The organism is Paenibacillus sp. FSL R7-0345, assembly GCF_038595055.1.
Classification (GTDB): domain Bacteria; phylum Bacillota; class Bacilli; order Paenibacillales; family Paenibacillaceae; genus Paenibacillus_AQ.
In genome coordinates this window covers 5,324,701-5,337,329 of the sequence record NZ_CP152002.1, presented here as the reverse complement: position 1 = coordinate 5,337,329, position 12,629 = coordinate 5,324,701, and the positions used below count along the sequence as shown (strand labels likewise).

Below are 12,629 nucleotides of genomic sequence, written 5' to 3'. Positions count from 1 at the left end.
TATGCAGCGTTATTTCGTAAGCCCGGAGCAGTTTGGCGCAGAGCAGGTGAGCATTGGCGGTGAAGATGCACGCCATATTGCCAAGGTGATGCGCGGGAAGGCCGGGGATAAACTGATTGTCAGCGACGGCGTGTCCCGTGAGGCTCTGACAGAGATTGCTTCGATTGAAATCGGCGAGGTTGTCGTGAATATTGTGGAGCTGCTTGAGATGACGCATGAGCCGCGCATCCAGGTTACGATAGCCCAGAGTCTGCCCAAGGGCGACAAGCTGGAGACGGTAATCCAGAAATGCACTGAGATCGGTGCTGTAGCCTTTGTCCCGTTCCTCTCGGAGCGTACCATTGTGCAGTACGATGAGCGCAAGGAGAGCAAGCGGCTGGAGCGCTGGCGCAAGATCTGTAAAGAGGCTGCCGAGCAGGCGCACCGTAATATCATTCCGGAGGTTCATTCTCCGCTCAGCTGGAAGCAGCTGCTTCAGAGCTTCAGCGGATACGATGCCGTCTATTTCTGTTATGAAAAAGAAGAAGGCTTGCAGCTGCGCACCTCCGCCGCACCATGGATTGCCGGATTGCCTGACGGATCCCAGGGCAAGGTGCTGGTTGTTGTCGGTCCTGAAGGCGGGTTCAGTCCGGAGGAGTGCCAGGCGGCAGAAGCTGCCGGGGCGGTATCTGTAGGGCTTGGACGGCGAATTCTGCGCTGCGAGACAGCCGGTATGGTTGCTGCAGCCTGTATTTTATATGAATCCGGAGAAATGGGGGGAGCTTAAGCAATGCCATCCGTAGCATTTTATACTTTAGGTTGTAAAGTGAATTTCTATGACACTGAAGCCATCTGGCAGCTTTTCAAAAATGAAGGCTACGAGCAGGTAGATTTCGAGGGGAACGCCGATGTATACCTGATCAACACCTGTACGGTAACGAATACTGGTGACAAAAAGAGCCGGCAGATGATCCGCAGGGCCGTACGCCGCAACCCGGAAGCGATTGTCGCTGTAACGGGCTGCTACGCGCAGACTTCACCGGGCGAGATTCTGGATATTCCCGGCGTCGATCTGGTCATCGGCAACCAGGACCGTGAGCATATTATGACTCACGTCAAGAACATTCAGGAGTCGCGCCAGCCTGTTAACGCGGTGCGCAACATTATGAAGACGCGTGAATTTGAGGAAATGGATGTGCCGGGCTTTGCTGACCGGACGCGGGCCTTCATGAAAATCCAGGACGGCTGCAACAACTTCTGCACGTTCTGCATCATTCCATGGTCGCGCGGGCTGTCGCGCAGCCGTGATCCGAAATCGATTGTAGCCCAGGCGCACCAGCTGGTTGAGGCGGGATACAAGGAATTCGTACTGACCGGTATTCATACCGGCGGCTACGGCGATGATCTGGACAACTACCGCCTGGCTGACCTGCTCTGGGAGCTGGACAAGGTGGACGGTCTAGAACGCGTACGGATCAGCTCGATTGAAGCGAGCCAGATCGATGAGAAGCTGTTCGAAGTGCTGAACCGCAGCTCCAAAATGTGCCGCCATTTGCATATTCCGCTGCAGGCCGGCCATAACGAGGTGCTCAAAACGATGCGCCGCAAGTATACGACTGAGGAATATTACGCCAAAATGCAGCTGATCCGCCAGGCCATGCCGGATGTAGGCATCACTACGGACGTTATCGTCGGCTTCCCGGGCGAGACGGAAGAAATGTTCCGCGCCGGATACGACTTCATGAAGGCCGTAAATTACTCCGAAATGCATGTGTTCCCGTATTCCAAGCGGACGGGTACTCCGGCCGCACGGATGCTGAACCAGGTGGACGAGGAGATTAAAAATGCGCGCGTACAGCAGCTGATCGACCTCTCCGAGGAGATGCAGCTGGCTTATGCCCACAACTTCGTCGGCAAGACCGTCTCGGTCATTGCCGAGCGCTCAGCCAAGGACGCGCCGGGCCGCAGCATTCAGCACGGCTTCAGCGACAACTACCTGCAGGTGTTCTTCGGCGGCGACGATTCGCTGCAGGGCGAGCTCTGCCAGGTGAAGATTACCGAAGCGGGCATTAACGAATGTAAGGGCGAGCTGGTCGGCGTCAGCCGCACCGCACTCCACCAGACTGCGAACTAGCAGACAGGAGACGGATGCAGCGTGAAAGCTTCTGGGAGTGGACACTCCGGTAAGTTGGAGTATGTTTTCTATTAATATATCGCGTATTCAGCAAGGATTTCCTTTCCCGTCCGGGAGATGAAATCCTTGTTGCTATTTGGGGTGACGTGGTTGGACTAAGTATATGCCGGCGCGGAAGGCCCGGAGCAGAATGCCGCGCTTGAAGCACTGAAGAAAGGGTAAGGATTATGCAAGGGGGGGGCGGATCTCCGGAAACAAGTTTACCCTGGCTCATCTAACTAGCTCATCTGCCTGGCTGATATATGCAGTTAGGGTAACACTGGCCATTTCGGCGAACAGTCTGCTGCTGCCCTTCTCTATCCGGCCAAATAGCTGCATTCCATACACTTAAAAGTAACGAAAACTCGCGTACGCTGCATATAACTGCAGTTTGTACAACTAAATCTGCCCAGAACAGCTCAATCTGGTGAATATGCGGCATTTTAGTTGTACAAAGTACACTTAAACAGGCGAGGTGAGGAAAAATAGGCGTTATAGTTGTATAAAGTGCAATTAAGTTATAATCACAAATACGTTAAGGAGCTATCAACATGGCGCATAAGCAAATTTCAGCGGGCGGCGTGGTATACCGGCGGGGCAGCGCCGGTCTGGAGATCCAGCTGATCTTGGACCGCTACGGCAAGGTGGCGCTGCCCAAAGGCAAGATGGAGGAAGGGGAAACGGTAGAAGAGACGGCTCTGCGGGAAATCCGCGAGGAGACCGGCGCTGTCGGCATTATCAAGGCTCCGATTGATGTTATAAAATATACGTTTGAGCATCATATCTATGGAACAGTGGATAAAGAGGTCCATTATTTTCTGGTGGAAGCAGTGGGCGGGATCACCAAAGCACAGACTGAGGAGATCAACGCTGTGGAGTGGCATAAAGCGGACGCTGCCTGGGAGCGGGGAAAGAGCAAGCTGTATGCGAATAATGTGCCTATTTTGCAAAAGGCGCTGTCCATGCTTGACCTTACATTTACCGGATAATCTATCTAGTTAAAAAGTCCCGAATTCGCTGAAAGCTGAAAATTAACTGAAAATGGGGTAAACACTTCAGGCGTAATTGTCGATATAGTGGAAGAGTGTGGTAATACCCACCGATAAACTTACTGCCTAAGGAGAGAACAGATGACCGTGTACAGGAAAATGACGAAGATGCTCCTCATTATGATATTGGTTACTGCCGCAGCTTTTCCGGTAAACGTCTTTGCAGCTACCGGCGATACGAACTCGATCGATTTTGACAGCTCGGCAAAAGTGGAGCTTACCGTTGGACAAACCCCTAAACAGCTTAAAGTATATGCCAACATTGAAGGGTCCTCCTCCAAGAAGGATGTGACAGCAGCTTCAACCTGGGTATCCTCAAATACAAACGCAGTCAAAGTAGTCAACGGATTGCTGACGCCGGTCGATACCGGTACAGCCATGATTACCGCTACATACCTGAATGCGGTAGCTACCCTTGAGGTGTCCGTTACGCATCCTTTCAAAGATTTGACCCTGGAGCGCAGCTCTGACGGAAATTATAAGCTGGGTGACAGCGAAGAAACACTGCTGGTCAAGGCCAAAGCCACAGGGGGACAATCGGCAGCCTCGGTTAAAGATGTCTCGGCTGATGCTGACTGGAGCAGTTCCAATACAGGCGTATTGACTATCGATGAAGGCCAGATCACGCTGGTGGGTGAAGGAACTGCAACCATTACCGCAAAATTCAAAGGGCTTACTGCTACTTTTAAAGCCAAGGTAGAGCTGCCTTATTCAGCAATTGTACTGAAAGAAAACAATGTGGCGGTTAAGGAGCTTGAACTGCTGGTGGGCGATAATCCGGTAGAGCTGACGGCAGCGACCAAAGCGACCGAGAACAGTCCGGAAAAAGACATTGCCGATCAGGCCGAATGGACAAGCTCCAGCGAAAGTGTAGCAACAGTAGAAGCCGGTATCATTACAGTAGTAGGTTCCGGTAAAGCTGTAATTACAGCAAAATACCTTGGTGTATCCAAGTCGGTGGATGTCTATGTGCGTGCCCCTTATGAGGCAGTGCTGCTTACTCCTTCCGAGGATCAGACGCTTTTCCTGGGTGAGAGCCTGACGGTAAAAGCGGAGATGAGAAACGCTGTAAACTCGAAGCAAAATCAGTCCTCCGATGCAACCTGGACCTCCGACAACCTGCTGGCGGCTACAGTTACCAAAGATGCAGCAGCAGCAACGGTTACCGGTAAGGCGGTCGGTTCGGCAGTGATTAAAGCAGAGAGCCTTGGTGTCAGCAAAACATTGAAGGTAACCGTGCTGCCGACTATTACTGAACTGGCTCTGGATAAGTCTGAACTGGAAGCTTATACAGCAGACAGCGTCAGCCTGCCGAAGGTCAGCGGAACGAAGCTGGACGGAACGAAGCTGGATCTCAGCCAGGAAATCGAATGGACCTCGGCTAACGAGGACATTGCTGAGATCAAGGATAACAAGCTGTCTGCCGTCAAGGCGGGAACCGTAACCCTTACAGGAAAGATCAAGAAGGGTAATGTTTCTTCCGGTTCTTCCCCGATCCGTGACAAGAGCGTGGAGCTGAAGGTTACCGTACAGAACAAAGTGCTGGTGCTGATCGGACCTGAGGATGCGCTGGGTCTCGTTATTGGTGAAGAACAGGGATTGCCGTCCGTAAACGCAGTGCTTGAAAATGGGGAAGAGGTTGATGTTACAAGCACTATTACCTGGGAAATTACCGGAACCAATGCGGTCCTCAAGCAGACAGCGAACGGTAAGGTAATTAAAGGCCTGACCAAAGGGTCGGCTACACTTAAAGGCACTTATTCCAACAAAACAATCAATGTTCCGGTAACGATTGAGCAGAAGGTTGTGAAGCTCGTTGTTGAGCCGGGCACAGTAGATCTGAATCTTAAATCCTCCAAAGCGATCAAGGTAACAGGATATTTTGCCAACGGCAAATCGGCGAATTTCTCCGGTGCGATGAACTGGGAATCTTCCAACACTGCCGTGGCAACAGTTAAGGGAACGACAGTTAAAGCTGTGACTGAAGGTACGGCAACAATGACCGGCTCCTATCAGGGGATTGCCGCTACAGTTAAGGTTAACGTAGTACCTAAGCTGTCCAAGCTGACTGTAAATGAGACTAAGCTGACGCTTGCTGCCGGCGCTTCCCAGAGTGTAGTGGTGACAGCATTGTATGATACAGGCAAAACAACTATCGTTACAGGCAGCGTAGTCTGGACCAGCTCCAAGCCTTCTGTAGCAAAGGTGAATGCTTCCGGTACAATTACAGCGGTGGGCAAAGGTACAACGTCCATCAAGGGTAAATGGAACAACAAGACGGTGACCGTATCCGTTACCGTAAAATAAAGAAATCTGATCTGCAAAGCGGCAGTTACAGCGCTTTGCAGATTTTTTTTGGCTGAAGCTATAGTAAACCCTAGTAATCCGATGTATAATTCTGAAAAGTACATAACAGGCGTATCCAGGTCAGGCATAACATGCTGTACGCCACGGGTAAATTCAATTATCAGGGAGATGAAGCAGATGGCGAAGAAAGAGTTATTATCGATTAGATCAATTGTAGCGGTGGGGATCGGCTCGGCCTTATTCGTAATTTTAGGAAGATTCGGTTCGATCCCCTCAGGCATTCCGAATACGAGCATTGAAACAACCTACGCGCTGCTTGCATTGTTTTCCCTGCTGTATGGTCCTGTAGCCGGACTGCTGATCGGACTCATCGGCCATACGCTGAAGGATTTTATTTTTTACGGCTCGCCCTGGTTCAGCTGGGTCATCTCCTCCGGACTGGTCGGCCTGATTATCGGCCTGCTGGTTGCCGGCATCTCCATTCAGGATGGTGTGTTCGGCAAAAGAGAGATTATCCGCTTTAACCTGGCCCAGATTGTGGCCAATGCCATTGCCTGGTTCGCTGTAGCGCCGACGCTGGATATTCTGATCTATGCAGAGCCGGCGAATAAGGTATACACGCAGGGGCTGGCTGCCGGTGCGGCAAATATTGTGACCGTGGCTGTCATTGGCACGCTGCTCGCAGCTGCTTATGCCAAGACGCGAACCAAGCAGGGAAGCCTGCGAAAGCTGGGCTAATTGAACAGATTAACAGAAAGCCGGTGACAATCACCGGCTTTTCTGTTGAAATAAGAGGATACAAATGTAATGAATCAGTTGAAAGAGGAAGATAGAGATGAGTAAAGCAGTTATAGAGTTTACGGATTTCAGCTACACCTACCGGGCCCAGCAGGAGCCGACACTGCGCGGAATCAATCTGAGCATCAGTCAGGGTGAAAAGGTGCTGATTGTCGGGCCTTCGGGTAGCGGGAAGAGTACACTGGCACATTGTATCAACGGGCTTATCCCTTTTCACTACCCTGGAGAGACGGCCGGAAGCCTGCGCATAATGGGGCAGGAGCAGCAGGCGCAGAGTATCGCTGCATTGTCCCAATCGGTAGGAACAGTGCTGCAGGACCCGGACGGTCAGTTTGTCGGGCTTACAGTAGGCGAAGATATCGCTTTTGTGCTGGAGAATGCGGCAGTGCCCCTGCATGAAATGAAGGAGCGGGTCACTGCGGCAGCCAGGGCTGCCGGTATTGAGGAACTGCTGCCGGCTTCGCCGCAGGAGCTCTCCGGCGGCCAGAAGCAGAAGACGATGCTGGCCGGCGTACTCGCCGGCAATGTCGATATTCTGCTGTTCGACGAGCCGCTGGCCAGTCTAGATCCTTACACCGGTACCCGGACAATTGAACATATTGACCAGCTCCAGCGTGAAACCGGCAAAACGGTGGTTATCATCGAACACCGGCTGGAGGAGGTCCTGCACCGGCCGGTGGACCGGATCATCATCATGAACGACGGGGTCATCGTGGCTGACCTGCCGCCTGCCGAGCTGCTAAGCTCCGGCCTGCTGGCCGGAACCGGGCTCCGCGAGCCGCTGTACCTGACCGCGCTGCGGTATGCCGGTGTGGCGGTAACGCCTGACCTCCAGCCCCAGCATCCGGAGCTGCTCCGGCTGGAGGATGCCGCCGGGCGGCTGCAGCAGTGGATTGACGGCTGCCGGGAGCAGACCACTCCGGCTGAAGCCGTTCCGCTGCTTGAGCTGAAAGAGGTCACCTTCGGCTATGACCGGGAGACAGCCGTGCTGGACAAGCTGTCACTGACCGTTAACCGGGGCGAGATGCTGGCCATCGCCGGCAGGAACGGGGCCGGGAAGTCAACCGTGTCCAAGCTGATCTGCGGCTTCTATAAGCCATCCTCGGGAAGCATCTGGTTGAACGGCCGGGATATCGGCCGGGATACCATCAAAGAGCGGGCGGAGCGCATCGGCTTTGTCATGCAGAATCCGAATCATATGCTGTCAAAGACACTGCTGTATGATGAGGTCGCCTTGGGCCTTAAACTGCGCGATGTTCCGGAGGAACAGATCCGGGAACGCGTTCATAACGTGCTGCGAATCTGCGGCCTGCATGAATTCCGTGAATGGCCGGTATCCGCACTCAGCTACGGGCAGAAGAAGCGGGTCACCATCGCTTCGATCCTGGTGCTGGAACCGGAGATCATCATCCTGGATGAACCTACCGCCGGCCAGGACTACCGGCACTATAATGAAATGATGGAATTTCTGCGGGGGCTGAGCAGCAGGGGAATCACGGTAATCATGATCACGCATGATATGCACCTGATGCTGGAATATGCCCAGCGGGCGATTGTGCTGGCGGACGGGAAGAAGGCGGGCGATGACCTGCCGGAGCGGATTTTGACGGACCGTTCTATTGTAGAGAAGGCTAACCTGAGAGAAACCTCGCTCTATACGCTTGCGCTAAAAGCGGGGCTGCAGCAGCCGGAGGAGCTTGTCCGCACGTTTATCGCTTTTGACAGGGAGGTGCGGCGCGGATGAAGGCCAGAATGCTGACCTATACGAAACAGGACTCGGCGGTCCACCGTCTCAGCGGAGCGGCCAAGCTGATTGTGTTCATTGTCTGGTCGCTGACGGCCATGATTACCTACGATACGAGATGCCTCGCCGTTATGCTGCTGATCAGTCTTGTTTTGTTTAAAGTTTCAAAAGTGAGGTTTCAGGACTACGCTTTTGTGCTGTATTTTATCCTGTTCTTTTTCCTGCTTAACCATGTGGCGATTTTTCTGTTTTCCCCTTTGGAGGGCACGCGGATTTACGGCACCCGTCACGATCTGTTCCACTTGGCCGGACGGTACACCGTTACAGCTGAACAGCTGTTCTACCAGCTTAATATCGCGCTGAAGTATACCGTAGTCATCCCGGTGGCGCTGCTGTTCCTGCTGACGACAGATCCGAGCGAATTCGCCGCGTCCCTGAACCGGATCGGGGTAAACTACAAGATTGCTTATTCCGTATCCCTGGCTCTGCGTTATATTCCTGATATTCAGCGGGACTACGAGAATATCTCCTTCTCGGCACAGGCCAGGGGAATCGATCTTTCCCGCAAAGAGAAGCTGCCCCGGCGCCTGAAAAATATCGTATCGATCCTGCTGCCGCTGATTCTGTCGAGCATCGAGCGGATCGAGAAAATCAGCACAGCGATGGAGCTGCGCGGCTTCGGCAGCGGCCGGAAACGGACCTGGTACATGGGCCGCCCCTTTACGGACAGGGACTATATTGCCTTAGGGCTGATGCTGTCCCTGGCTGCGGCAGCGCTGATTATTACTTTTTATGATGGCTCAAGATTCTACAGTATCTTTTAATTGAAAAGAATAGATTAGTATCACAGGACAGTTTGAAGTATAATAGTACAGCGATTCTCCCGGTTAAGGAGAACCGCTGTGCGGCCTGAGATAGATCAGATGCGGCTGAGCCGCTGCTCGACTCTGGACCAGAGCGGCAGATAGCACAGCGGCAGCACGGCCAGTGAGCAGACGACATTGAAGATCGTCTGGGCATGGGCGAGCTGGGAGGCGGGGCCGCCGCCGAACAAGGCGGACAGGTCCTGCAGCGGTCCGATGAACGGCAGGAACAGCAGGGCACCGCCGACGTTGAGCGCCACATGCGAGCCGGCAACGAACTTGCCGGAGGCTGAGCCGCCGATTGAAGCAATGACGGCGGTGACACAGGTGCCGACGTTGGCGCCGAGCACAATGGCGATGCCGATTTCCGGCGGCATGGTGCCTGCGGATGCCAGGCCCATGGCCATCCCGATGACCGCAGCGCTGCTGTGCAGCATCGCGGTCAGGCAAGCCCCGGCGGCCAGGCCCCACAGGGCGCTGGTGGCCGCATGGTCCAGGAACCAGCGGAACATGCCGCTGGCTTCAAGCGCGGGGCCGACCGACTGCATGACGGCGATGCCCCAGAGCACCAGGGCAAAGCCGGCCACCGCCAGGCTGATGAACTGGAGCGGGCCGGAAACCTTGCGGCAGGCCTCGGCGGCCCGCCAGGAGAAGGGCGGCAGCTCGCCGAGGATGACGGCTGATGCCCAGAGGCAGAGCGCCGCGGTGAACAGCGGCGCTGCTGCCGAGCTGATCTGCAGTCCGATCAGCTCGGTGGTCAGGCAGGTGCCGATGTTGCTGCCGAGTATAATGCCCAGCGTGCGGGCATACGTGAGCAGCCCGGCATTGACCATGCCGATGGTCAGCACGGTTACGGCGGTGCTGCTCTGCAGCAGAGCCGACAGCAGGCTGCTGGCGAACAGGCCCTTCAGCGGCGTAGAGGTCGCTTTATGCAGGCTCCGCGTCAGCAGCGGGCCGGCGAGCTTCGCCAGCGCGGTCTCCATCAGCTTCATGCCGGCGAGAAATATAACAAGGCCGTATATGACAGGGAACAGCAGGTCACGGATCATAAGGACATGCTCCTTTGAACGGGGGTTGTACACCAATATATGAAAGCAATGCATTGGACATGTATGAAATTAACAATAGGAACAGGGAGTTGAAGTCATTGGCATCGGTTATTCTGGAACGCGGCCGCAAAAAAAGACTGGAGCAAGGCCACCCGTGGGTGTTTGCCAGCGAGGTAGCTTCAGTGGACGGAGAGGCGCAGGCCGGCGGTTTGGTGGATGTGCTTAATCATCAGGGGAGATATCTGGCAACCGGATATTATAACCCGGCCTCACAGATCCGGGTAAGAATTGTATCGGAGTCCCCGCTCGCCGGGATGGATACGGCATTTTTTGTGGAACGGTTTACAAGCTGCCTGCGGCACCGGGAACGGTTTTTGCCGGGAGCGGACGCATACCGTTTCGTATACGGCGAGGCGGATTTTTTGCCGGGGCTGATCATCGACCGGTTCGGCGATGTGCTGGTAGTGCAGCTGCTGACACTGGGCATGGACAAATGCCGGGATGCCATCGTGGAGGCACTCGTACAGGTAATGGCACCGCAGGGCATTTATGAACGCAGCGATGTCTCTGTCCGTGAGTTGGAGGGCCTGGAGCAGAGAACCGGCATATTGTACGGCGAATGCCCGCGCCATATTACAGTGACCGAGAACGGGCTGAAGGTGATCGTGGATATCGAAGAAGGCCAGAAGACCGGCTATTTCTTTGACCAGCGCGAAAACAGGGCATCGATTGCTCCGCTGATGAAGGGCTGGGGCGGACGCAGCGGCATTACGCTACAGGAAGTGGAGACAGAGGACGGATCTGTGCAGACCCTTCCGGTGAATAAAAGCGGCAAGCCGGTCACCTTCCCTTACTGGGACGGCGCAACCGTGCTGGAATGCTTCGCGCATACGGGCAGCTTCACGCTGCATGCCTGCAAATACGGCGCGAAAAAGGTAACCTGCCTTGACGTTTCCGCCCATGCAATCGAAAGCGCCAAAGCGAATGTCGAGATCAACGGGTTTACAGACCGCGTCGAGTTTGTTGTGGACGATGCCTTTGCCTTCCTGCGCAATCAGATAAAAGGGCTGGAGGAGCGCTCGGAGCGGGCCACCGGCAATGCGGACGTCAAGCCTGGAGGCAAGCCGGCAGCCAAGACAGACACGGCGAAGCCGATGACCGCCGGCGGCGGACGCACCTGGGATGTCGTCATCCTGGACCCGCCTGCTTTTGCCAAAACCAAAAGCGCAGTACCGGGTGCCGTCCGCGGCTATAAGGACATCAACCTGCACGGCATGAAGCTGGTTAACGAGGGCGGCTACCTGGTGACTGCAAGCTGCTCGTACCATATGCAGCCGCAGCTGTTCCTGGACACTATCGCCGAAGCGGCCAGGGATGCCGGCAAGGTGCTGCGCCTGATTGAATGGCGGGCAGCCGGCAAGGACCACCCGCAGATTCTCGGCGTGGACGAGGGCCACTACCTGAAGTTTGCCGTGTTCGAGGTGCGCAGCAAGAAGTGAGGAACTGATGCGGCCGGCGCTGACTTCTGGCGCGCGCTTACAGGCGAAATCAAAGGCAGAAATGCCCTTGATTCCGGCTGCCGCGGGTATATGGGCGAAATCAAGGGCAGAAATGCCCTTGATTCTACCTGCCGCGGGCAAATGGGCGAAATCAAGGGCAGAAATGCCCTTGATTCTGCCTGCCGTGGGTAAATGGGCGAAATCAAAGGCAAAAATGCCCTTGATTCTACCTGCCGCGGGCAAAAGGGTGAAATCAAGGGCAAAAATGCCCTTGATTCTGCCTGCCGTGGGTAAATGGGCGAAATCAAAGGCAAAAATGCCCTTGATTCTACCTGCCGCGGGCAAATGGGCGAAATCAAAGGCAGAAATGCCCTTGATTCTGCCTGCCGTGGGTAAATGGACGAAATCAAGGGCAGAAATGCCCTTGATTCCAGCCGCCGCTGGCAAAAGGGCGAGATCAAGGGCAAAAATGCCCTTGATTCCGGCTCACCCCCTGCAATAGGGCGGGGGCGCTGCAATATAGCTAGATTCCTGAGAGTACCTCCGGGTACTCTTTTTCTGTTGCAAACCTTTTAATCTTCAATTGATAACAATTCTCAATGTTGGTTTTAATTAGCCCTACTTAACAGGGGCGAACCATATGCTGAAACCAAACCGAGGGCCGCAGCAGCGGCCATGAAGTGATAGATGCGCATAAGACACTGGTCTGTGAAGGATTTCAATATACGTACTGTCTGGATAGAAGCCACTTTGAGATTTTTCGGCCCGAAGAGCTGGGAAGCGGAAGCTGCAAAAGCCTGCATCTGCGCAAGCTGCCGCTCGGCTATCTGTACCGCCGTGATCCCGGTGATCTGGCCAATATGATGATGGGCGACTTCACGCTGGTAGAAACGGGGACCTCCCATCTGCTGCCGCAGCTTGCCGGGGCATTCGTCCTGCCGGTCTCCGCACTGGCCGGCATGCTGTTTATGGACTGGCGCATGGCGCTCTCCATGTTTGCGGCGCTGCCGGTTGCCTAGCTGCTGCAAAAAAAAACAGGATATTTTTGCTTATGCAAAACAAGACCACAGCCGCAGGCATTGCGGCTGTCTTCTATTCGTTCTGTACAGGTAAATATTGAGATTTGAAAACAATGGCAAACGTACGTTCTGTTACGAGAGTAGCAAAT

10 protein-coding genes and 1 pseudogene are annotated in these 12,629 nt (G+C 54.5%); 10 read left to right on the top strand and 1 reads right to left on the bottom strand.

The features are described 5' to 3' along the window. Nucleotide 1 precedes the first annotated feature (1 nt). From NST84_RS23105 to NST84_RS23075, 7 genes are all read left to right on the top strand, one after another. Nucleotides 2–766, top strand: coding sequence for an RsmE family RNA methyltransferase (locus NST84_RS23105; protein WP_342562463.1), 765 nt, complete (start codon nucleotides 2–4; stop codon nucleotides 764–766). Nucleotides 767–769: 3 nt separating this feature from the next. Then, nucleotides 770–2,113 carry a tRNA (N(6)-L-threonylcarbamoyladenosine(37)-C(2))-methylthiotransferase MtaB gene (gene mtaB, locus NST84_RS23100; protein WP_342562462.1) on the top strand — a complete coding sequence of 448 codons (1,344 nt, stop codon included), beginning with the start codon at nucleotides 770–772 and terminating at the stop codon, nucleotides 2,111–2,113. Nucleotides 2,114–2,703: 590 nt separating this feature from the next. Continuing rightward, nucleotides 2,704–3,141 carry an NUDIX domain-containing protein gene (locus NST84_RS23095; RefSeq protein ID WP_342562461.1) on the top strand — a complete coding sequence of 146 codons (438 nt, stop codon included), beginning with the start codon at nucleotides 2,704–2,706 and terminating at the stop codon, nucleotides 3,139–3,141. A 159-nt stretch (nucleotides 3,142–3,300) separates the two neighbouring features. Continuing rightward, nucleotides 3,301–5,508 (top strand): Ig-like domain-containing protein, encoded by a 2,208-nt coding sequence (locus NST84_RS23090; RefSeq protein ID WP_342562460.1) that lies wholly within the window; start codon nucleotides 3,301–3,303, stop codon nucleotides 5,506–5,508. 177 nt (nucleotides 5,509–5,685) lie between these two features. Continuing rightward, nucleotides 5,686–6,246, top strand: coding sequence for an ECF-type riboflavin transporter substrate-binding protein (locus NST84_RS23085; RefSeq protein WP_342562459.1), 561 nt, complete (start codon nucleotides 5,686–5,688; stop codon nucleotides 6,244–6,246). Nucleotides 6,247–6,343: 97 nt separating this feature from the next. Then, nucleotides 6,344–8,050, top strand: coding sequence for an ABC transporter ATP-binding protein (locus tag NST84_RS23080; protein ID WP_342562458.1), 1,707 nt, complete (start codon nucleotides 6,344–6,346; stop codon nucleotides 8,048–8,050). Next, nucleotides 8,047–8,874 (top strand): energy-coupling factor transporter transmembrane component T, encoded by an 828-nt coding sequence (locus NST84_RS23075; RefSeq protein ID WP_342562457.1) that lies wholly within the window; start codon nucleotides 8,047–8,049, stop codon nucleotides 8,872–8,874. Before NST84_RS23080 ends, NST84_RS23075 begins: the two co-directional genes overlap by 4 nt. 95 nt (nucleotides 8,875–8,969) lie before the next feature. On the opposite strand, the gene NST84_RS23070 is transcribed toward NST84_RS23075, so the two are convergent. Next, entirely contained in the window at nucleotides 8,970–9,962 is a 993-nt protein-coding gene (locus tag NST84_RS23070; RefSeq protein ID WP_342562456.1) for a Na/Pi symporter, read from the bottom strand. Between the two features lie 98 nt (nucleotides 9,963–10,060). Here NST84_RS23070 and NST84_RS23065 point away from each other — a divergent pair, with 98 nt between their 5' ends. The 3 genes and pseudogenes from NST84_RS23065 to NST84_RS23055 form a co-directional block, all read left to right on the top strand. After that, nucleotides 10,061–11,461 (top strand): class I SAM-dependent rRNA methyltransferase, encoded by a 1,401-nt coding sequence (locus NST84_RS23065; RefSeq protein ID WP_342562455.1) that lies wholly within the window; start codon nucleotides 10,061–10,063, stop codon nucleotides 11,459–11,461. A gap of 7 nt (nucleotides 11,462–11,468) precedes the next feature. Further along, nucleotides 11,469–11,963 carry a hypothetical protein gene (locus NST84_RS23060; protein ID WP_342562454.1) on the top strand — a complete coding sequence of 165 codons (495 nt, stop codon included), beginning with the start codon at nucleotides 11,469–11,471 and terminating at the stop codon, nucleotides 11,961–11,963. Nucleotides 11,964–12,255: 292 nt separating this feature from the next. Next, a pseudogene (locus NST84_RS23055) lies at nucleotides 12,256–12,477 on the top strand (ABC transporter transmembrane domain-containing protein); the annotation flags it as partial. Nucleotides 12,478–12,629 lie beyond the last annotated feature (152 nt).